14 protein-coding genes and 1 pseudogene are annotated in these 20,278 nt (G+C 70.1%); 3 read left to right on the forward strand and 12 right to left on the reverse strand.

Going from position 1 to position 20,278, the window contains the following annotated elements; genetic code table 11:
- Position 1: 1 nt before the first annotated feature.
- From ACWGUG_RS17925 to ACWGUG_RS17940, 4 genes are all read right to left on the reverse strand, one after another.
- On the reverse strand, positions 2-2,110 hold the full coding sequence (locus tag ACWGUG_RS17925) for a glycoside hydrolase family 36 protein (protein ID WP_452325424.1): 2,109 nt from the start codon (positions 2,108-2,110) through the stop codon (positions 2-4).
- 72 nt (positions 2,111-2,182) lie between these two features.
- Positions 2,183-3,805 carry an ABC transporter substrate-binding protein gene (locus tag ACWGUG_RS17930; protein ID WP_452325425.1) on the reverse strand — a complete coding sequence of 541 codons (1,623 nt, stop codon included), beginning with the start codon at positions 3,803-3,805 and terminating at the stop codon, positions 2,183-2,185.
- Positions 3,806-3,924: 119 nt separating this feature from the next.
- Positions 3,925-4,884, reverse strand: coding sequence for a carbohydrate ABC transporter permease (locus tag ACWGUG_RS17935; RefSeq protein WP_378885279.1), 960 nt, complete (start codon positions 4,882-4,884; stop codon positions 3,925-3,927).
- Complete coding sequence (locus tag ACWGUG_RS17940; RefSeq protein ID WP_452325426.1) at positions 4,881-5,867, reverse strand: ABC transporter permease; 987 nt, start codon at positions 5,865-5,867, stop codon at positions 4,881-4,883. Before ACWGUG_RS17940 ends, ACWGUG_RS17935 begins: the two co-directional genes overlap by 4 nt.
- 274 nt (positions 5,868-6,141) lie before the next feature.
- On the opposite strand from ACWGUG_RS17940, the gene ACWGUG_RS17945 reads away from it, so the two are divergent.
- Positions 6,142-6,930: a FadR/GntR family transcriptional regulator gene (locus ACWGUG_RS17945; RefSeq protein ID WP_336398249.1), complete on the forward strand. Its 789-nt coding sequence runs from the start codon at positions 6,142-6,144 to the stop codon at positions 6,928-6,930.
- Here ACWGUG_RS17945 and ACWGUG_RS17950 read toward each other — a convergent pair.
- On the reverse strand, positions 6,920-8,248 hold the full coding sequence (locus tag ACWGUG_RS17950; protein ID WP_452325473.1) for an enolase C-terminal domain-like protein: 1,329 nt from the start codon (positions 8,246-8,248) through the stop codon (positions 6,920-6,922). The two genes, ACWGUG_RS17945 and ACWGUG_RS17950, sit on opposite strands and share 11 nt — an antisense overlap.
- Positions 8,249-8,434: 186 nt before the next feature.
- Here ACWGUG_RS17950 and ACWGUG_RS17955 point away from each other — a divergent pair.
- Positions 8,435-9,679: pseudogene (locus ACWGUG_RS17955) on the forward strand (glycoside hydrolase family 2 protein); the annotation flags it as partial.
- Positions 9,680-10,175: 496 nt separating this feature from the next.
- On the forward strand, positions 10,176-10,685 hold the full coding sequence (locus ACWGUG_RS17960) for a hypothetical protein (RefSeq protein WP_452325474.1): 510 nt from the start codon (positions 10,176-10,178) through the stop codon (positions 10,683-10,685).
- Between the two features lie 3 nt (positions 10,686-10,688).
- On the opposite strand, the gene ACWGUG_RS17965 is transcribed toward ACWGUG_RS17960, so the two are convergent.
- The 7 genes from ACWGUG_RS17965 to ACWGUG_RS17995 all read right to left on the reverse strand — a co-directional run bounded on the left by ACWGUG_RS17965 (position 10,689) and on the right by ACWGUG_RS17995 (position 20,255).
- Entirely contained in the window at positions 10,689-13,016 is a 2,328-nt protein-coding gene (locus ACWGUG_RS17965; protein WP_452325427.1) for a glycosyl hydrolase family 95 catalytic domain-containing protein, read from the reverse strand.
- Between the two features lie 179 nt (positions 13,017-13,195).
- Positions 13,196-14,776, reverse strand: a complete 1,581-nt coding sequence (locus ACWGUG_RS17970; RefSeq protein WP_452325428.1) for a glycoside hydrolase family 32 protein — start codon at positions 14,774-14,776, stop codon at positions 13,196-13,198.
- Between the two features lie 59 nt (positions 14,777-14,835).
- Positions 14,836-16,311: a glycoside hydrolase family 32 protein gene (locus tag ACWGUG_RS17975; RefSeq protein WP_452325429.1), complete on the reverse strand. Its 1,476-nt coding sequence runs from the start codon at positions 16,309-16,311 to the stop codon at positions 14,836-14,838.
- Entirely contained in the window at positions 16,308-17,342 is a 1,035-nt protein-coding gene (locus ACWGUG_RS17980) for an ABC transporter ATP-binding protein (RefSeq protein WP_336398244.1), read from the reverse strand. The genes ACWGUG_RS17975 and ACWGUG_RS17980 overlap by 4 nt, the downstream gene beginning before the upstream one ends.
- Entirely contained in the window at positions 17,339-18,256 is a 918-nt protein-coding gene (locus ACWGUG_RS17985) for an ABC transporter ATP-binding protein (protein WP_452325430.1), read from the reverse strand. The genes ACWGUG_RS17980 and ACWGUG_RS17985 overlap by 4 nt, the downstream gene beginning before the upstream one ends.
- Positions 18,253-19,236 carry an ABC transporter permease gene (locus tag ACWGUG_RS17990; protein WP_452325475.1) on the reverse strand — a complete coding sequence of 328 codons (984 nt, stop codon included), beginning with the start codon at positions 19,234-19,236 and terminating at the stop codon, positions 18,253-18,255. The genes ACWGUG_RS17985 and ACWGUG_RS17990 overlap by 4 nt, the downstream gene beginning before the upstream one ends.
- A 41-nt stretch (positions 19,237-19,277) precedes the next feature.
- Entirely contained in the window at positions 19,278-20,255 is a 978-nt protein-coding gene (locus tag ACWGUG_RS17995) for an ABC transporter permease (protein ID WP_336398241.1), read from the reverse strand.
- Positions 20,256-20,278 lie beyond the last annotated feature (23 nt).

The raw sequence follows: 20,278 nt of genomic DNA on the forward strand, positions 1-20,278 counted from the left end.
CTCAGGACGCGTCGGCCACCCGCAACCGCAGAGTGCGGGCCGCCGGCTCTTCAGGCAGGTCCAGTGTCAGCTCGCCGGCATCCGCGTCCCACTGCGCGCTCGTCTCCAGACTGGTGGGGAACACCGCCTCGACCGTGAGACCCGCGCCCGCGTGAGCGGCCAGCGGCACACGGACGCGGGCAGGACCGGAGCGGCGCCAGACCGTGAGGAGGTCCCCGTCGGCGTCGCGCAGGCCCACCGCGACGACCGGATCGTGCCAGCCGGGCAGACCGAGCGGCCAGAAGGGCCGCGCTCCCGCGATGCGGTGCCGGATGCTGCGATAGGCCGAGGTCGCCTCCTGCACGAGCCGCATCTGCTCCGGTGACAGCCGGTCGATGCGGCCGGCCAGGTGCATGCGACCGAGGAGCGCGCTGGCGAGCGAGAAGGCGATGCGCTCGTCGGACCACGACGGGTCGGGGTACGCCCACACCGCACCCTGCTCGGGTGTCACCGTCGTGGGGGCCGCCGCCGCGATGGCGGCGGTCATCAAGGGGTCCTGGTTGTCGCTGGTGGACTGGACGGGATGCACCCGCAGCGTCGCGCCGTCCATCCGCTGCCCGCCGCTCGCGCAGCTCTCGATCACCAGCCCGGGGTGCCGGTCCATGAGCTCGCTCACCCACTCCAGCAGGGCCTGCTGATGGCCGAGCGCGCCATCGCCGGGGCTGTCCGCCCGCACGTCGGTGCCCTGGGTGACGTCCATGTTGTAGTCGAACTTGAGATAGCCCAGTCCGAGATCAGCGATCAGCCGCTCGACGGCGTCGTCGAGGTGCGCCCGAGCGGACGGATGCCGGAGATCCAGCTGCAGCCGGCCGGACTCGACGACCCGGCGCCCGTCGCGCTGGAAGAACGCCTCTGGCGGCAGCAGCTCGGCGACCGGGCTGCCGACCGAGACGACCTCCGGCTCGAGCCACAGCCCCGGCACCATGCCCCTGTCGCGGATGCGCCTCGTCATCGCCTCGAGCCCCTCGGGGAATCGGCGGGACGACGGACGCCACACGCCGAGCTCGTTCCACCATCGCTCGCCCTCGGCGTACCAGCCCGAGTCGATGCAGTAGACCTCGGCTCCGGCCGCGGCGGCGGCGTCGATGAACGGCGGGAGGTTCTCCGCGGTGGGATCGCCCATGAGGGCGTTCATGAAGTCGTTGACGATGACCGGGAGCCCGTCATGATCGGGGTGGGGGCGACGCACCCGGCGCCGCGCCTCCGTCAGCGCGCCGAAGAGGTCGTCGTCGTCGCCGCCCAGCACGAGCATCGCGGGGACGGAGCGGAACCGGCGCCCGGGCTCGAGTCGCCGCATCCACGCCGCACCCTGATCCGTGGGTCCGCTCGCCACGACGTAGAGCGCATCGCCGTGGTCTCCGATCTCCCATCGCCACGGCCCGTTGTGCTCGATCTGCCACAGCACAGAGCGCGGCTCCACGCGCGATCGGAGCATTCCCATCGGCAGGTGGCCGCCGGTGGACCAGCTGCCCCGCTGCGCCACGGCGAAGGAGGCGCGGGAGGTGGGCAGGCCCCACGTCCGCAGGCCCGTGTCGTCGAGTCCCAGCTCCGCCGGCGTGCGTCGCTGCCAGGCCATCTCGCGGAACCACGTGTTGTGCGCGAATCCGACCTCGTGATCCAGCCACCACTGCGAACCGGGCGCGGAGATGCCGCCCAGGGCGACCGACGACACCGCTCGCAGATCGACGGCGTGATCTCCGGCGACGACTTCGGTCTCGGCGCGGACGACAGGGAGGTCGGGCCAGCTCGACCAGCGGGCGATGACCAGGACATCCGACACCGCGTCCCGGGCGCTCACCTCGAGGTGCGAGACGCCGGCCTCGCTCCACGAGCGGTGCTCGACCGCACGCAGGCGCAGCCCGACCGCGCTGCCCATGAGTCGCTCCGACGATGCCACGCCGGAGCCTTCCGCGTTCACATGCACCTCCGCGATCGGCAGCGCCGCAGCGGGCGCCGGCGCCCCGGAGTCACCGGCCAGGGCCAGCCGCGAGACCGTCGGCGGGCCATCGGGCCCGAGATCCAGGTCCAGCTCCACGGCACCCGGGCGCCAGCGGACGATGCGCGATCCCATCGCGGTTCCTCTCTTGGTAGGCGGGCGGCATCGAGGCGGGGCGCTCACGCACCCCGCCCCGGAAGCCGTCGCTCAGCTGGCGTCGTACGCCGCCTGCCAGATCTCGACATAGCGGTCGACGCCGAGTCCCTGCAGCCCCTGCAGGTAGGCATCCCAATCGGCGTCGCTCTCGGGATCGCGAACGCCCGTGATGAACTCCGCCGTCGACGTCGCCACGTTGCTCTCGATGTTGGTCGTCAGCGTGGACAGCTCGTTGGCCTCCTCGACGGGGACCCACAGGTTCCAGTACGGGAAGATCGCGTCGGATTCCTTGCCCTCGTAGAGCTCGGTCGCCTGGAAGAGGCGGCGCTCGAAGCCCTCCTGCGTGTAGATGTCCATCGGCTGCACCTGGGCGTTGCGGAACTCCTCGGTGTCGAACACCTGGGCCATCGGGCCCCAGTTGCCGTTGTAGTCCGCCTCGTTCTCCTCATCCAGCGGAAGATCGACGAAACTGGGCTCCAGCTCCGGGTCGAGAGCGATCTCGCCTTCCTCCGGGGCGCGCCATCCGATCCCCTCCTCACCCTGCTGGGCCCTGACGTGGCCCTCGGGAGTGAAGATGTAGTCCATCATCTCCATGATGATCTTCTGCTCCGCCTCATCGGCGGCCTTGGTGACCACGAAGGTCGCGCCGGGCACGCTGGGCAGCTGATACGTCGTGATCGGGCCTTCCGCTCCCTCGAGCGGCGGCAGCGGGTTGTACTGGTTGTCGCGCCCGTCCTCTTGACCGATGCTCACGCCGATGCCGGGGTGGATGGCGGTGAAGCCGCCCACCACGACCGCCTCCGCGGAGTTGCCGGTGGCCTGCATCGTGTCACCGCCCTGCGAGAAGGCCGCAGGATCGATCACGCCGGCGTCCCAGAGACGGTTGAGGAACTTCACGCCCTCACGCCATCCGTCCTGCATGGTCTGCATCTGCACGGTGTCCCCGTCCAGGCCGAGCGAGATGGGCTGGCTGTTCGCGCCCGCCCCCGTGTTGAACGAGTTCGAGATGAACGCGTTCATGATGTACGGCACGATCGACCACTGCGCGCTTCCCGTGATGGGGATCTCGTCGGCGACGCCGTTGCCGTTGGGGTCCTGCGTCTTGAACGCCACCATGACGTCGAAGAACTCGTCGGGCGTCGTCGGCATGGCGAGGCCCAGGTTGTCGAGCCAGACGGTGTTGATCCAGAACTTGTACGGGTAGGAGCAGTGGTAGCAGTCGTTCCACTGCGGAAGCCCCCAGATCGTCCCGTCGGGCGCGGTGGCCAGGGTCTCGAAGCCGGGCTCGGCATCGAGCGCCTCGGCGATGTGAGGCGCGTGCTCATCGATGAGGTCGTTCAGCGGAAGGATCAGCCCCTGCTCGCCGTAGCGCTGCAGCTCGGCCTGCGTGAACTGCGACGCCCACGGCACGAGCATGTACGCCTCGGGCAGCTCGCCGCCGGCGAGGGAGATCTGCCGGGCCTCGGTGGCCGCGCCCGAGTCGTACCCCGTGGTCTGGAAGTCGATGTCGACGTCGAACTCCTCCTCCAGCAGCTTCGTGAAGGAGTTGGTGTTGAGGTCCATCTGGCCACCCTGCTCGCCGAAGATGGTGATGACCTTCTGGTCGTCCGCGGCATCGGCCGTGCAGCCGACGAGCGCGAGGCCCATCGTGGCGATGACGGCGGAGACCGTCATCGCACGGCTGCGGTTCCGGCTGCGGCCGGACAACGGTTGTCTGAACACGATCTTGCCTTTCTGTAGGGGACGGATCTCTCCGGCTCTGCGGGTGCGGTCGGCTCCGCCGGGTCTCGTCGTCAGCCCTTGACGGCGCCGACGAGGATGCCCTTGTTGAAGAAGCGCGCGACGAACGGGTAGACGAGCATCACGGGAACGGTCGAGATGACGATCAGGGAGTACTTGAGGAGGTCGGCCAGCTGCTGCCGCTCGAGGGCGGCCGCGGCATCCATCCCCGGCGCCGCCTGATTGAGGATCAGCACGTTGCGCAGCACCAGCTGCAGGGGATACAGGCTCGGGTCTCGCAGATAGAGCAGCGCGTCGAAGTACGAGTTCCACTGGAAGATCGCGTACATGAGCGCGATCACCGCCAGCAGCGGCTTGGACAGCGGCAGCACTGTGGAGAAGAGGAAGCGCAGATCGCTGGCGCCGTCCAGCTGGGCCGCTTCGTAGAGCTCCTCCGGGATCGAGGTGCGGAAGAACGCGACGGCGATGATGACCTGCCACACCCCGATGGCCTGCGGGAGGATGAGCGCCCACCGGGTGTCGAGCATCCCCAGGTTCTGCACCACGAGGTACGTGGGGATGATCCCGCCGGCGAACAGCATCGTGAAGACGACGAACAGCGTGATCCCGCGGCGCCCCCAGAAGTCCCGACGCGACAGCGGGTAGGCGATCGCGACGGTCAGCACGAGGCTGATGGCGGTTCCGGCCAGCGTATAGATCAGCGAGTTGGTGAAGCCGGTCAGGATCGAGCTGTCGCTCAGCGCCCGCTGGTAGCCCTCGAGGGTGAAGTCGATGGGCCAGAACGTGACACGACCCGACGACACCGCCAGCGGATCGCTGAAGGAGCTGGCGAGGATGTACAGCAGCGGCAGCAGCACGCACAGCAGGAACGTCGTCAGCAGGATGTAGACCCCGACCATGAAGACGCGATCGGTGGTCGTCTCCTTGATGCGCCGCGGGCGCCCGACCTCGCGCGGGGCGCGCCCGCGCGGGCTCTCGGCGTCGGTGTCGTTCTGGATCAGTGTCGAGCTCACCACAGTCCGTTTCCCGTCAGTCTCTTGACCCCGGCGTTGACCGCCAGCAGCAGCACGAGGTTGATGGCGCCGTTGAACAGGCCGATCGCTGCGGCCTGGCTGAAGTCGGCGTTGAGCAGGCCGACCTTGTAGGTGTAGGTCGGGATGATCTCCGACTGAGAGATGTTGAGGCTGTTCTGGAAGAGGAACGCCTTCTCGAACCCGATCGCCATGACGTTGCCGACGCCCAGCACGAGGATGATCATCGCGGTGGGGAGGATGCCGGGGATGTCGACGTGGCGGATCTTCTGCCACCGGCTGGCGCCGTCGACCTTCGCCGCCTCGTAGAGCGTCGGATCGATCCCCGCCAGTGCCGCGAGATAGATCACCGCCGAGTAGCCCATCGTCTGCCAGATGTCGCTGAGCACATAGATGTGCCGGAAGTAGTCGGGATCGCTGAGAAAGTCGATGGTGCCCAGCCCGAAGAAGTTCGTGACGTCTCCGGCGAGGCCGACCCGCGGCGAGAGGAAGAGGATCGTCATCGACACCACGACGACCGTCGAGATGAAGTACGGCGCGTAGGTCACCATCTGGACGGTGTTCCGGAAGAACTTCAGCCGCACCTCGTTCAGCGCCAGCGCGAGGATGATCGGGACGGGGAAGCTGGCGAGCACGACGTACGCCGACAGCAGGAAGGTGTTGCCCAGCACCGGCCAGAAGATCGGGTTCGAGAAGAAGCGCTCGAAGTGCTTCACCCCGACCCAGTCGCTGCCCCAGACGCCGTCTACGACGTTGTAGTCCTTGAAGGCGATGACGGTGTTCGCCATCGGGATGTACTTGAAGACCACGAAGTACGCCAGCGGGATCAGGATCAGCAGGTACAGCTGCCAGTGGCGGCGGAAGCTCCGCTGGATACCACGGATGCCGCGTGAGCCGCCCCGCTCGCGCACCTTGCGGGTCACGCCTCCGACGTCGAGACCGACGCCCCCGGGCGGCGTCACCATGCGCGCACTCCGTGACGGGCGCACTCAGTCACCGCATCGGGCACGGCGGCGCGGGTGGATCGCGGCAGCTCGCAGCGCATCATCCGGCCATTCCCATCCGCATCGTCGCAGGCATTGCTTCACCATAATCATCAGATGATTTCATGTCAACGTTGTAAACGGCGGCCGTTCCGGGGGCTTCGGCGCGAGATTGATTCAATCTTTCTGCTCCCTGTCGCCGTTTCTCGGGCCTGTGGCACGCGGCGGCAGAGTCTGTGCGGCATAGACTGCTCGCGTGGCGAACGGCGTCGACGACACCCCAGCGAGCACCGGCTCCCGCTCCGACCACGTGATCGCGATCGTCAAGCGCATGATCGCGTCGGGTGAGCTGCGCGCGGGTGATCGCCTCCCCATCGAGAAGGAGCTCGCCGCGCGCTGGGGCGTGTCGCGAGGGTCGCTGCGCGAGGCGGTGCGGTCGCTCGCCGCGCTGGGCGTGCTCGAGACCAGGCAGGGTGACGGGACCTACGTCACGCAGCTTGACCCCGGGTCGCTGCTGCGCCCCCTGGAGTTCTGGGCGGGCCTGCAGGAGGCGACGCAGGCGGTCGATCTCCTCGCCGTACGACGCGTCCTGGAGACGGAGTCCGCAGGCCTGGCGGCGGTGCGGCTCTCCGACCAGGATCTCGACGAGCTCGACCGCATCCTCTCCGGCATCGAGGAGGGACTGAGCACGGGCGAGCTCGGCCCCGAGTCCTTCATCGACGCGGATGCCGAGTTCCATCGTCGGATCGCGCAGGCCAGCGGCAACCCGGCCCTGGCCGCACTGATCGACAGCCTCATGACCCGGACGCTGCGCGGCCGGCTGTGGCGCGCCATCACCGAGAGCGACTCCGTGGGCGAGGCCCACGCCGACCACCGGGCGATCCTCGCCGCGCTGCGGACACGCGACGCCGAACGGGCGCGCATCCGCATGGCGGCGCACCTGCTGGGCGTCGAGCTGTTCGCCGCGGAGCATCCGGTCGCCGTGGACGCCCTCCCCGCGGCGGGCGCCGCGGCGGGGGCGCCGGTGGATCAGGTCACCGAGTAGCCGCCAGCGGTTCCATGGCGGCGCGCTCGAGCCAGTACGCGCCGTCGGGGAAGCGGTACCGCCCGACCGACTCCTCCCGCAGCTCCGCGCTGTAGCCGGGCGCGGCGGGCAGCCGGTAGTGGCCGCGGGCGACGACCACGGGGTCGACGAAGTGCTCGTGGAGGTGATCGACATATTCGGTGACGCGGTTGTCGAGGGATCCGGAGAGGGCGACGTAGTCGAAGACCGAGAGGTGCTGCACCAGCTCGCACAGCCCGACGCCACCGGCGTGCGGGCAGACCGGCACCCCGAACTTGTGGGCCATCAGGTAGACGGACAGGATCTCGTTCACGCTGGCCAGCCGAGCGGAGTCGAGCTGGCAGAAGTCGATCGCCTCGGCCTGGAACATCTGCTTGAACAGCACGCGGTTCATGCCGTGCTCGCCCGTGGCGACGCCGATCGGCGCGACCGCTCTGCGTATCGCCGCGTGCCCGAGGACGTCGTCGGGGCTCGTCGGCTCTTCGATCCACAGCGGCCGGAACTCCGACAGCGCGGTGACCCATTCGATCGCCTGCGGCACGTCCCATACCTGGTTGGCGTCGATCATGAGGTGGGCGTCCCAGCCGATCACCTCGCGGGCGATGCGGAGGCGACGGCGATCCTCGTCCAGGTCGGCCCCGACCTTGAGCTTGAAGTGGCGATGGCCCTCGTCCATCGCCGTCCGCAGCAGCGACCGCAGCCGGTCGTCGGAATAGCCGAGCCAGCCCGCGCTCGTCGTGTAGCAGGGATACCCGCCGCGAGCCCTCAGATCGTCGAGGCGCTCGCGACGACGCGGGGCGGCGGCGCTCAGCATCGCGATCGCCTCGTCGCGGGTCAGGACGTCCGACAGGTAGCGCAGATCCGCCGCGTCCACGAGCTGCTCGGGGCTCATCTCGACCAGGAGCCGCCAGAGGGGGACGCCGGCGCGGCGCGCCGCCATGTCCCACAGCGCGTTCATCACCGCCGCCATCGCGAGATGCACGACGCCCTTCTCCGGGCCGAGCCACCGCAGCTGCGTGTCGGAGGCGAGCTCCCGGTACGTCGCACCCAGGTCGTCGAGCAGCTCGTCGACGTCGCGCCCGACGAGCGGCAGTGCGCGCTGGCGAGCGGCCTCCACGCACAGGTCGTTGCCGCGCCCGATGGTGAACGTGAATCCGAAGCCCCGCAGAGCATCATCGGTCTCCAGGACGACATAGGCCGCCGAGTAGTCGCCGTCCTTGTTCATGGCGTCGGAGCCGTCGGCGTCCAGCGATGTGGGGAAGCGCACGTCATGGACGCGGAAGCCGGTGATGGTGGGCATCGTCTGTTCCTTCATGCTCGCAATCCTCCGATTTCATTAGATCTATCGGAGCCGTTTGGCCGCGTGAATGCGCGCCTTCGGGTGATCTTGCCACATCTGTTCGGCACGGTTGGCCAAAAGGTCAGATCTTTACGGGATACTGACGCGCTGCTAGCGTGACGGCGAACCGAGAGGCGGGATGTCCGGATGCAACGTGAGCTCTTCGACCGCGGGTGGGAGTACCGGGAGCGCTTCACCGATCACCCGCCCGCGTTCGTCCCGGTGGCGCTCCCCCATGACGCCGTGGCGGGCTCGGCCCGCATCGACGACTCGTCACTGCAGGCCACCGGGTACTTCCCGGGGGGTGCGTGGGAGTACCGGACCCGGCTCACGGCGCCCGCGGAATGGCGTGACCGCCACGTGGCGCTCGAATTCGAGTCCGTGTACCGCTCGGCGGCGGTCTTCGTGAACGGCGAGCCGGCGGCGCGGCATCCGTCCGGCACATCCGGGTTCATCGTCGACCTCGATCCGCACCTGCGCCACGGAGCCGACAACGAGATCGTCGTGGAGGCGCGGTCGAACAGGGACGCCCGGTGGTACACCGGCGGCGGCATCATCCGCCCGGTGCACCTGACGGTCGCGCCGCGCGTGCACATCCCCCTCGACGGCATCGTCGTCACGACGCCCGAGCATGACGCCGAGGCCTCGGTGGTGCAGGTGGTGACGACGGTGCGCAACCTCGAGCGGGTCTCCGTCGTGCGGCGGCTGGAGACGGCGATCCTCGATCCTGAAGGGCAGATCGTCGGCGTGGATCGCACCCGCGTCACCGTCCCGCCGCGTCGCGCGATCGAGGTGAGTCAGCGCGTCCTCGTCATGTCGCCGCTGCGGTGGTCGCCCGAGGCGCCGCACCTTTACCGCGTCGACTCGACTCTCGGATCGGGCGACCACGAGCGGGATCGAAGTCAGGTGGCCTTCGGCATCCGCACCCTCCACCTCGACGCGGCGCGGGGCCTGCGCATCAACGGCGCACCGGTCGATCTGCGCGGCGCCTGCGTCCACGCGGACAACGGCGTGATCGGCGCGGCCGTCTTCGATCGCGCCGAGGAGCGCCGCGTCGCCATCCTCAAGTCGGCGGGGTTCAACGCGATCCGCAGCGCGCATCAGCCGATGAGCCGCGCGATGCTGGACGCCTGCGACCGTCTGGGGATGCTCGTCATGGACGAGCTGACCGACTTCTGGACACGGTCCAAAGCGCCCGACGACGGCGCCGATCGGTTCGCCGACACGTGGCCTCGCGAGCTGGAGGCGATGATCGCCAAGGATCGCAACCACCCGAGCGTCGTCATCTACTCGCTCGGGAACGAGATCCCCGAGGCTGCCACGCGCACCGGCGCGGAGCTGTCCAGGACCATCTCCGCCGCCGCACGACGCCTCGACCCGTCGCGGTACGTCACGGCCGCCGTCAACGGCGCCCTGTTCGTGATGGACGGCGCGATCGAACCGGACCCCGCGCTCCTCGGCGGCGCCTCGATGGACCCGGTCGCGGAGATCAACGGCCGCACCCTGAGCCTCGAGGACCGGATGAGCGCGCTGGGCGTCACCGACGCGGTCACGGCGCTCACCGAGGAGGCGTACGACGCACCCGACATCGCGGGGATGAACTACCAGTCCTGCCGATACGAGCTCGATCGCCGGCTCTTCCCCCATCGCGTCATCGTCGGGTCGGAGACGTTCCCGACGCAGATCGATCGCCTGTGGGCCCTCGTCCGCGCGAACCCCCACGTCATCGGGGACTTCACGTGGACGGGCTGGGACTACCTGGGAGAGCCCGGGCTCGGCCGCATGCACTACACCGACGACCCGCCCGGCGGCGGCGCGCTCGGCGCGTACCCGTTCCTGGTCGCGGGTTCGGGCGACATCGACATCACCGGCTTTCGACGGTCGGTCCGTGGGCCGGCTGCCCGCCGGGGCCGAGAACAGGTTCCGCGCGCTGTTCCGCGTCGGATTCGCGCCCGGGCGGCTGGAAGCCGTCGCGCTGCGCGACGGCGTCGCTGCCGAGAGCTTCGCGCTGCAGACGGCGGGTGCCGACCGCGCGCTGAGGCTCACCGTCGAGCCGACGGACCTCGCGTCGAACGGGCGCGATCTCGCGGCGAACGGGCGCGACCTTGCGTCGAACGGGCGCGACCTCGCCTTCGTCGTCATCGAGCTCGTCGACGCCGCGGGTGTCAGAGCAGCCGATGCCGACGTCGAGGTGGAGGTGCACATCGACGGGCCGGCGTCGCTGCAGGGCCTCGGGAGCGCCGCGATGTCCACCGAGGAGTCGTTCGCCGATGCCCGGCACCGGCTGCACGACGGTCGCGCGCTCGCGGTCGTCCGCCCGACCGGCACCGAGCCCATCACCGTGAGCGCGTCCGCGGACGGCCTGGCGACGACGTCGGTCGCGATCGCCGCCCGCTGAGACTCAGCCGGGGATGCGGACGCGCGCCGGGCCCCGTGACAGGTCGAGGTCGGCCGTGAACCGGCCAGGGCCCGAGACGGTGATCACGTCGCCGTCCCGCGTCGCCTCCGATCCTTCGGCGAGCGAGAGGATGGCCGTCGCGCCGTCGGGCCCCCAGGTCAGCTCCTCCACGACGACACCGCCACGCGCTCGCACGCCCCGGATCGACCCGCTCGGCCAGGACGCCGGGAGCGCGGGCAGCAGGGCCACGTGCCCGGGCTGCGACTGCACCAGCATCTCGATCACGACGGCCGGGAGCCCCCCGCTCGCATCGACGTTGAAGATCGCGTCGCCGTCATGCGTCGACACCGCGTTCGACCTCCAGAAGTCGCGCGCGAGCGATTCGACGCACCGGCGGGCGGCGTCGGCGTCGCCGAGTCGCGCGGCAGCGAGCCCGAGACCGACCAGGCCGAAGGCCATCTCCATGCGGCCGGAGGGAGCCGCCCAGGGCTTCTCGTCGCGCCACGCGAGCTTCCTCCTGATGGTCTCGAGCGCCGCGGCGCGCAGCTCGGGGGTGTCGGCGGCCTGGTCGTCCTCGTACCAGAACGGGTAGAGCTGCGAGACGTGCCGGTGCCCGATCTCCTCGTCGACGCTCGGGTCGAGCCACTCGGCGAAGGTCCCGTCGGCGGCGACCCGGTAGGGAGCGAGGCGGTCCGCGAACGAGCGCCAGGCGTCACCGTCGACGTCTTCTCCGAGCACGTCGGCGATCCTGGCCCCCACTCGCGCGGCGTCACGGAAGGCCGCCACGTCCATGGTCGCGTCGGCGGCGATCGGAAGCGACCGGTTGCCCGGGGTGTTCTCGGGCGAGTACGACGGGGCCAGGCGCAGCCGGCCGTCGTCGTCCGGCACGGCGACGGCGAGGGCGAACGCCATGACGTTCCGGGCCAGCGGCCACGCGTACTCGCGCAGCAGCTCGATGTCGCCGGTCGTGCTGAACTGATCCCAGGCCAGTCGCAGCACCCAGGCGCCGCCGGCCATCCAGTAGAGGTGCGGATACGTGTCGGCGAAATGGCTGCTGTTGCCGTGCGAGTCGAAGCGGGCCGGAAGCAGCCATCCCGGAGCACCGAAGACGCGGTCGGCGTTGGCCGCGTAGTCGTCGACGTGCCGGAACAGCGCTCGGAGGTACGAGGTGAACAGCTGGGGAGTGCCGGAGAAGACGAGGGATGCCACGCCCCCGTGCTGCACGTTGCCGTTCTGCGTCCAATCGCCCGACCATGCCGGCCGTCGGGTTCCCTGCCAGATGCCCACGAGCGTCGGCGGCAGCACGCCGGTCGAGGAGATGATGGTGTGGCGGCCGGAGGCGAACGCCAGCTCGACCGCCGCGAGCACGCTCTGCGCGTCGCCCGACCTCGCACCGCGCAGCACGTCGTCGTACGAGACGGTGTCGTCGATGCCGCTGCGGAGGTCGAGGGCGCACGCGTCGAAGAGTGCGGCGTGCGACTCGGCGGGCACGGCATCCGCTCCCGCGCGTCCGCCGAAGAGCTCGATCCGGACCGGCAGGGTGACCGGGCGGCCGCCGGGAAGGCGGACGCGCACGCCGCCTTCGACCGGTTCCGCCGCAACGTCCTCCGGCAGCGCGACGGTCAGCCGGGCGTGCCGGGGCGGCCACGGGCTCGGCGGGTTCTGCCGCACGAACGGCAGCAGCCGTCCCTCGTCCACCCGCACGTCGAGCACCAGCTGCGACCCGCTCGACACCGGCACCGTCTGATCGAGATACACGCCGTAGTCGGTCGACGGGAAGGAGCCTTCCCCCTGCGCATCCTCACCGAACCCGAGGGCCAGCACGCCGCTGGCCTCGTGCTGCGACCACACCTCGATCGCCATGCCTCCCGACGCGCGGTCGGGAACGAGGGCGATGCCGCTGCGCCCGCCCGCCTCGTCGGTCCACTCGACGCCCACGCGGCCCGTCGTGAAGTCGCCGCTCCTGCGGTAGTCGTTGTGGCCCGCAGCAGCGTCGGGCGTCCAGGACAGCTCGCCGACCGGCACGAACGGGTCCGTCCAGATCATCGAGCCGTCGTACCCGTCCTCGTGAGCGGCGCGGTCGGTGAGCTCGGCGACCGCGCGGGAGTCGCCGGCGAGGGCCGCCGCTCGCACCTCCTCGATGACGGGCGCGATGCGCGGAGCGGCCTTCGCGGAGTTCACGGGGAGGAAGAACTCCTCGTGGCACACGTGGATCGCATGGCGCTCCGGCGTCCCCGACAGCACCGCCCCGATCGAGCCGGTGCCCGCGATGAGCCCGTGCTCCCAGTCGTGCCCGATGGATGAACTCCAGAATCCGGTTCTCACGGCCACGCGGTTCTCCTCGTCGATCGTTCGCCAGGTGTCCCGTTCAGCCTAGACGGAATGATCTGATGAATCAGCGGCACCCGATCGCTTCGGGCGCAAGAATCGCCGATCAACACGGATTCGCCGCCGCTGACATCTGATCACTGCCGGGTCGCCCCGCGAGCCGTCCGGTAGCTGAACCTCCCTCAGACCGCCAGCTCGCGAATGGTGAGGCCGCGGAACGTCGCCGATCCCTCGTGCGCGTAGAGGCGGATGCCGTCGTCGCCGTCGAGCGGGAAGACCCGGTGCGAATGCACCACACGGCCGTCGCCCACGAAGAACTCGACGCTGGTGCGATCGACGAGGATGCGGACCGTGAGACGCCCCGTCGAGGGATCGATCGGCGTCTGCGATTCGCCGCCGGTCGGATTGATCGTCGGGCGGCGGTTCACGTACGCGAACGGCCCGTTGAGGAAGGCGCCGACGGCGACGTGACGGCCACCGCCGGAGGCGCGGCACACCTCGAAGCCGATGTTGGCGGGCCTCGCCGCCGGGTCCCACACGAGCTCGCACGTCAGGTCATAGGCGAGCGACCGGACGTCGAGATCATGCGTCCCCGCGACGGTGACGTCGCCGAGGGTGTGGGTCTTCTTCGCATACTGAGCGAGGGCGGCGGTCGGGGTGGAGGCGAGGTAGTAGCCGCCGTCCCCCGCGGCGAGCCTCAGGTCGCGCACGATCATGTCGTCACCGTTGTAGCCGTCGGTCGCGAGGGTCGGCGTGTTGTGCGGGTAGTCCCAGAAGTTCGCCCATCCGATCGCGCGGCGCAGCGTCGGGTCCTCCGCACCCGACGCGTCGTGGTTCGGGTAGGTCACGGCGCCGTAGAAGTCGAACCCGTAGTCCAGCCAGCGCGGCTCGCCGTGATCGGGGGCGAACGAGGCGCCGTCGAACGCGCCGGTCCAGTACGCGTACGTCGCCGGCAGACCCCGCCCCTTGCCGTTGGCGCTGATGCCGAGGATCCAGTGCGCCGTGCCGTCGTCCGCCGTCATGCGGAAGATGTCGGGGCACTCCAGCAGCCCGAGGTCGGTGCGGACGAACTCGCCGACGCGCTGCCACGAGCGGAGGTTCGCCGAGACGTAGAACCCGATCCGCTGCCCTTCGGCGTTCGCCATGAACCAGCGCCCGCGGTCGGCGTCCCAGATGACCTTCGGGTCGCGGAAGTCGTGCACACCGGGGTTGGGCAGCACGGGGTCGTCGCCGCCGGGGCGGAACGTCTTGCCGCCGTCGGTCGAGTACCAGAGGTACTGCGCCTGCCGGCCGCCGGGTGCCTGCGTCACGAGGGCGATGACCGCGCCCACCCCGTAGCCGGCGGTGTTCTGCTCGTCGATGACGAGGCATCCCGACCAGCAGTCGCCGTTGCCGTTGCTGAACTTCGGAATGGCGATGCCCTGGTCGCGGAACGCCACGTGGTCGCGCGTCGTGGCCCGCCGCCACGCCGTGCCCGCGCCGCCTTCGAGGTAGTCGGCGTTGTACAGGTAGTAGTAGTGGTACTCGCCGTCGATGAAGATCGGCCGCTGCGGGTCGTTCTTCCAGTTGTCGGGAACGCTGACGTGGTACGCGGGGCGCATCCTCATGCGTCCTTTCGAGGTGGTCGTGCCGGGAACGGATGCCGCTTCCGCCGCGGCTGCGGCGGCTCCGCCTCCTCCAGCCAGCGCCAGGGTGCCCGCCAGAGCGGTGACGCCGGCCCCGGCGAAGAGCGCGCGGCGTGAGACTGTCGTCGATTCCTCCATGAATGACCTTTCGTCGTGGCAGCGTCGGCGCTGCCGTAGATGGTGGTTGCGCGGGAATCTCAGCCGGCGGATGCCATGCGCCACGCCCGCAGCGTGGCTCCGGCGCCGCCGTCGACATCGACCGAGACCTGAAGCGCGTCGGGCCGTGTCGGATACGCGCGCGCGGCGAGCGCGATGCCGTTCGCGAACGCCTCCAGCGCGGAGTGGTCGATCACCACGCGCAGGCGCACGGTGTCGCCCTCGAGGCCGACGACACCCGCGAGCGGCTTCGTGTCGACGGTGGAGTCGAGGCTCGACCGGCTCCGATCGAGCGAGAACTCGACCTCGTCGCCGACGCGGCGCAGGCGATAGACGGTGCGCTCCGCGCCGTCCGCCGTCGCGCGGACGGCGAGCTCGACCGACGCGCCCGCCGGAAGCACGGCCTCGAGTTCGAGGTCGAGCTGGTCGCCGCCGAGTCCCGACCCGGCGACCCCGGCGGCCGGGCCGTCGTAGAGGAGCTCCGCGCGCAGCGCGTCGACCTCGGGCGCCGGCTCCTGGTGCAGCGAGCCGTCGGAGCGCGCGGTCACGACACGCGGCAGCGACATGACGCCGGACCAGCCGGCGGCGACGGCCGCGGCATCCGTCCGCCCTTCCTGCATCCAGCCGAACATGAGCCGCCTGCCGGTCTCGTCGCGCATGGACTGCGGCGCGTAGAAGAAGCGCCCGCCGAGGTCGAGGCGGTGCAGCGAGCGGGGCTCGAACCCGTCGCCGCGGTAGGAGCCCGACCAGTACAGCGGGTGGTGCGTCACGCCGTCGTCCCAGGCGGAGAAGACGAGCACGTCCGTGCCGTCGACCGCGAAGAGGTCGACGCACTCCCACATGGTTCCCGTCCAGTCCGGAGCCGTCCGCGCCCGGTCCGCCGTGTCGCCGACGAGGAGCGGGCCGACATAGCGCCACGAGCGCAGGTCGTCGGACTCGTACAGCAGCGCCGTGCCGCCCTCGCCGCGGATGCCGGCCCCGATGATGTGCCGCCATCGCGCCGGACGCGCATCGGTCGCCTCCTCGCGCCACACGCAGTGGTCCCGGTAGGCCACGATGTCCAGGTCCGCCGGCGGTGCCGCGATGACGGGATTGCCGGGCTCCTTCGTCCACTCGACGAGGTCGTCCGACCCGGTGGCGAGGCAGGGCAGCTCGACGCCGCCGTGGCGGCCCGAGTACACCAGCGTGGGCACGCCACCGTCGTCGACGAACACCCCCGACCAGCAGCCGTCGGCGTCCGGGCCCGCGCTCGGTTCGAGGGCGATCGGCAGGTGCTCCCAGTGCACGAGGTCGGTGCTGCGGGCGTGCCCCCAGTGGATGCGGTCGTGCACGGGCGCGTACGGGTTGTACTGGTAGAAGAGGTGGTACCAGCCGTCGCGCTGGGTGAGGCCGTTGGGGTCGTTGAGCCACCCGGCGGGGGCGACGAAGTGGAACGCCGGCCGGTGCGGGTCGGCGGCGGCGCGCGCGACGAGATCGGGCGCCGCGGAGACGGGACTGGTCATCGGTGGCGTGGTCATGCGGCGTCGTTCTCCTGGTCGTCGGCGGGCTGTTCCAGCGCGGTTCCGGGCGCATCGGCGGGCGGGGCGTAGAGGCCGCAGCGCACCCAGTGCTGGGGCGTCTCGCTCAGCCGGTGGAACACCGGCTTCTCGTTCGAGCACTCCTCGTCGGCGACACCCGTCCAGCGGCACTCGGTCGGGCGGAGCACCTCACGGCGCAGGCGGGCCCGCTCGACGGGATCGAACGGCTCCGTGCGCTGCGGGTCGGGCACCGCCGAGATGAGCAGGCGCGTGTAGGGGTGTGCGGGGTTCGCCAGCAGCTCCATCGCGTCGCCGCCTTCGACGAACTCGCCCGCGAACATGACGATGATGCGGTCGGCGAGGTAGCGCGCGGAGGCGAGGTCGTGCGTGATGTACAGCATCGAGATCCCCTGCTCCTCGCAGAGGGTGCGCATGAGGTTGAGCACCCCGATCCGCACCGACACGTCCAGCATCGACGTGGGCTCGTCGGCGAGGATCAGCCGCGGGTTCACAGCGAGCGCGCGGGCGATCGCGATGCGCTGCCGCTGACCGCCGGAGAGCTCGTGCGGGTAGCGGTCGAGCATCTCGGCGGGAAGGCCCACCTTCTGCATCAGCCGCTGCTTGGCGTGCTCCATCGCGTCGCGTCCGGATGCCGCGCCGTGGATGCGCAGCGGACGCTCGAGGAAGTGCCCGACGCGGTGCACCGGGTTCAGCGACCCGAACGGATCCTGGAAGATCATCTGCACGGCCGACCGGTACTCGCGGCTGGCGCGCCGCTTCGAGGCGGCGAGCATGTCTTCGCCCTCGAAGAGGAAGGTGCCCGCCGACGGCTGCTCCAGACGCGCGAGGCATCTGGCGAGCGTCGACTTGCCGCTGCCGGACTCCCCTACCAGCGCGACGATCTCGCCGTGGGCGATGTCGAGGTCGACGCCGCCGAGGGCGCGCACCCGCTTGCGGGATAGCGTGCCGCCGATGGTGAACGTCTTCTCGAGTCCCCGCGTGGAGAGCACTGGGGTGTCGTGTCGGTTCATGAGATCGCCTCCGTGATGAGGGACGCGTCGTCGCTGGGCGCGACGAAATGCGTGGGGCCGACCTGCTCCAGATCGGGGATGTCGCGGAACCGCACGCCTTCGCCGAGCCCCTGCAGGCGCGCCCGGGGGCCCGACATGGGCGGGAACGCGTTCATCAGAGCGCGGGTGTACGGATGCCGCGGCGCGGCGAAGATCTCGCCGGCTCGGGCCGTCTCGACGAAGCGCCCCGCGTACATCACCGCCATGCGGTCCGAGAGCTCGACCATCAGCGACATGTCGTGGGTGATGAAGAGGATCGCGAACCCGAGCTCGCGCTGCAGCTCCTTGATCTGCGCCATGATCTCCTGCTGCACGACGACGTCGAGCGCCGTGGTCGGCTCGTCCATGATGAGCAGCGGCGGGCGCAGCGCGGTCGCCATCGCGATGACGACGCGCTGCCGCATCCCGCCCGAGAGCTGGTGCGGGTAGGCGCGCAGCCGTTCACGCGGGATCCCGACGAGGTCGAGCAGCTCGCCAGCCCGCGCGAGCGCGGCCTTCTTCGAGATGCCTTCGTGGGTGGTGAAGATGTCGGCGATCTGGTCGCCCACGGTCATCACCGGGTTGAGCGAGTTCATGGCGCTCTGGAACACCATCGCCACCTGGCGCCAGCGGAAGTCGCGCAGCTCGTCGGCGGTGAGGGCGAGCACGTCGGTGCCGGCGAAGCGGATCGAGCCTCCCGAGATGAGCGCGGGGTCGCGCAGCAGCCGCAGGATCGCGTTGGCGATCGTGGACTTGCCGCAGCCGGACTCGCCGGCGAGGCCGAACACCTCGCGCTCGGCGATCGAGAACGACACCCGGTCGACGGCGCGAACGGTGCGCGCCTCGGTGACGTACTCGACGGAGAGGTCGTCGACCTCGAGCAGCGGAGCGGTCATCGTGCCGCCTCCTTCCGCGGGCCGGCGACGACGCGCGTGGGCGCGTCGGGAGTGGTGCGACGGCGGGGCCGGCGCAGGCGCGGGTTGGTGGTCTCGTCGACGCCGTAGTTGACCAGCGCGAGCGCGAAGGCGACGAGGGCGATGCAGACACCCGGAGGGACGAACACCCACCATGCCCCGGTCAGCAGAGCGCCGTCGTTGCTCGCCCAGTACAGGTTCGTGCCCCAGCTGATGGTGCTGATGTCGCCGAGCCCCAGGAACTCCAGGCCCGCCTGCGCGCCGATGCCGAAGATGACGCACGCGAGGAACGTGCTCATGACGATCGACGCCATGTTCGGCAGCATCTCGCGGAACATGATGCGCAGCCCGCCCTCGCCGGTCACCTGCGCCGCGGCGACGAAGTCCTTGCCGCGGATCGACATGGCCTGCGAGCGCAGCACGCGGGCCGAGCCCGCCCAGCCGGTGATGACCAGCACCAGGATGACGGTGCCGAGGCCCTGCGGCAGGAACGCGGCGAGGATGACGAGCAGCGGCAGACCCGGAAGCAGCAGGAACACGTTCGTCACCAGCGCCAGGATGTTGTCGACCGTGCGACCGAGGTAGGCCGAGGCGAGCCCGACCAGCAGTCCGACGAAGGTGGCGGCGATGCCGACGGTGAACCCGACGAACAGCGACGATCGCGAGCCCCACACGTTGAGTGCGAAGACGTCCTGTCCCTTCGCGGTGGTGCCGAGCCAGTGCTCGGCGGACGGCGGCTGGGAGCCGATGCCCTGGATGAGGGTCGGGTCGCCCGGCGCGATGACGGGGGCGAAGACGGCCATGAGTGCGAACACCACCAGGATGATGACGCCGGCGAGGGCCTTTCCGTTGCCGAGGAGTCCGCGGACGAGCCCTCCCCCGCCGCGTCGGCGGCGGGGTGGCGGCGCCGTGACGACCTGGCCGTCGGGACCGGGAGGCGAGCCGAGGTCGAGCTCGGCCATGACGCGGGGATCTTGCGCGAGTGACATGTCACACCCTCCGTTCAGCTCACGCGCACGCGCGGGTCGAGGCGCACGTACACGATGTCGACGAGGAAGTTGGCGATCAGCACGGCCGTGGTGATCGTGAGGAAGAGCCCCTGCATGAGGGGGTAGTCGAGGTTCTGCACCGCGGCGAGCAGCGTGTAGCCCACGCCCGGGTAGGCGAAGACGACCTCGGTGAGCAGCGCGCCGCCGACGACGAAGCCGAGCGACATGCCGAACGCGGTGACCGACGGCAGCAGGGCGTTGCGGGCCGCGTACTGCATCATGACGCGGTTCGCACGAAGGCCCTTCGCCTCGGCCATGACGATGTAGTCCTCGGCGTTGGTGGCGATCATGGTGTTGCGCATCCCGAGCATCCAGCCGCCGACCGAGACGAGCACGATCGAGGTGGCAGGCAGGATCAGGTGATAGGCGACGTCGCCGAGGAAGGCGAGCGAGAACTCGGGCACGGTGCCGACCTCGTACGCGTGCCGCAGCGGGAAGGCCTGGAGCGTGACCCCGAAGAGGTACAGCAGCCCCATCGCCAGCCAGAAGTAGGGGAACGAGCCGATGAAGATCAGCACGGGCGGCACGACGGAGTCCAGGATGCCGCCGCGACGCCAGGCGGCGAGGATGCCGAGCACGTTGCCGATGACCACGGCGATGATCAGCGACACGAAGCCGAGCAGCAGCGTCCAGCCGAGCACGCTCGCGATCACGTCGGTCACCGGCGTCGGGAACCGCGAGATCGAGAATCCCATGTTGCCGGTGAAGATCTGCCCCAGGTAGCGCAGGTACTGCTCCCACAGCGGGGCGTCGCTCAGGCCGAACGACTCGCGCAGCGCCTCGATCTGGTCGGGGCGGATCTGCCCCTGCAGCCGCGCGACCATGCGCGAGACCGGGTCGCCGGGCATGAAGCGCGGAAGGAAGAAGTTGAGGGTGATCGACACCCAGAACGCGACGAGGTAGAACCCCAGCCGTCGCAGTATGTAGCCCATGATGCGTCTCCTGGGTCGTCCTG

The sequence above is a fragment of the Microbacterium sp. NPDC055455 genome, from assembly GCF_053619935.1.

Coding starts and splice junctions, on each gene's coding strand:
- ACWGUG_RS17980 (WP_336398244.1), bottom strand. CDS start 17,342: ATGAACCGACACGACACCCCAGTGCTCTCCACGCGGGGACTCGAGAAG.
- ACWGUG_RS17990 (WP_452325475.1), bottom strand. CDS start 19,236: ATGGCCGAGCTCGACCTCGGCTCGCCTCCCGGTCCCGACGGCCAGGTC.
- ACWGUG_RS17925 (WP_452325424.1), bottom strand. CDS start 2,110: ATGGGATCGCGCATCGTCCGCTGGCGCCCGGGTGCCGTGGAGCTGGAC.
- ACWGUG_RS17940 (WP_452325426.1), bottom strand. CDS start 5,867: ATGGTGACGCCGCCCGGGGGCGTCGGTCTCGACGTCGGAGGCGTGACC.
- ACWGUG_RS17950 (WP_452325473.1), bottom strand. CDS start 8,248: ATGCCCACCATCACCGGCTTCCGCGTCCATGACGTGCGCTTCCCCACA.
- ACWGUG_RS17970 (WP_452325428.1), bottom strand. CDS start 14,776: ATGGAGGAATCGACGACAGTCTCACGCCGCGCGCTCTTCGCCGGGGCC.
- ACWGUG_RS17995 (WP_336398241.1), bottom strand. CDS start 20,255: ATGGGCTACATACTGCGACGGCTGGGGTTCTACCTCGTCGCGTTCTGG.
- ACWGUG_RS17975 (WP_452325429.1), bottom strand. CDS start 16,311: ATGACCACGCCACCGATGACCAGTCCCGTCTCCGCGGCGCCCGATCTC.
- ACWGUG_RS17985 (WP_452325430.1), bottom strand. CDS start 18,256: ATGACCGCTCCGCTGCTCGAGGTCGACGACCTCTCCGTCGAGTACGTC.
- ACWGUG_RS17930 (WP_452325425.1), bottom strand. CDS start 3,805: ATGACGGTCTCCGCCGTCATCGCCACGATGGGCCTCGCGCTCGTCGGC.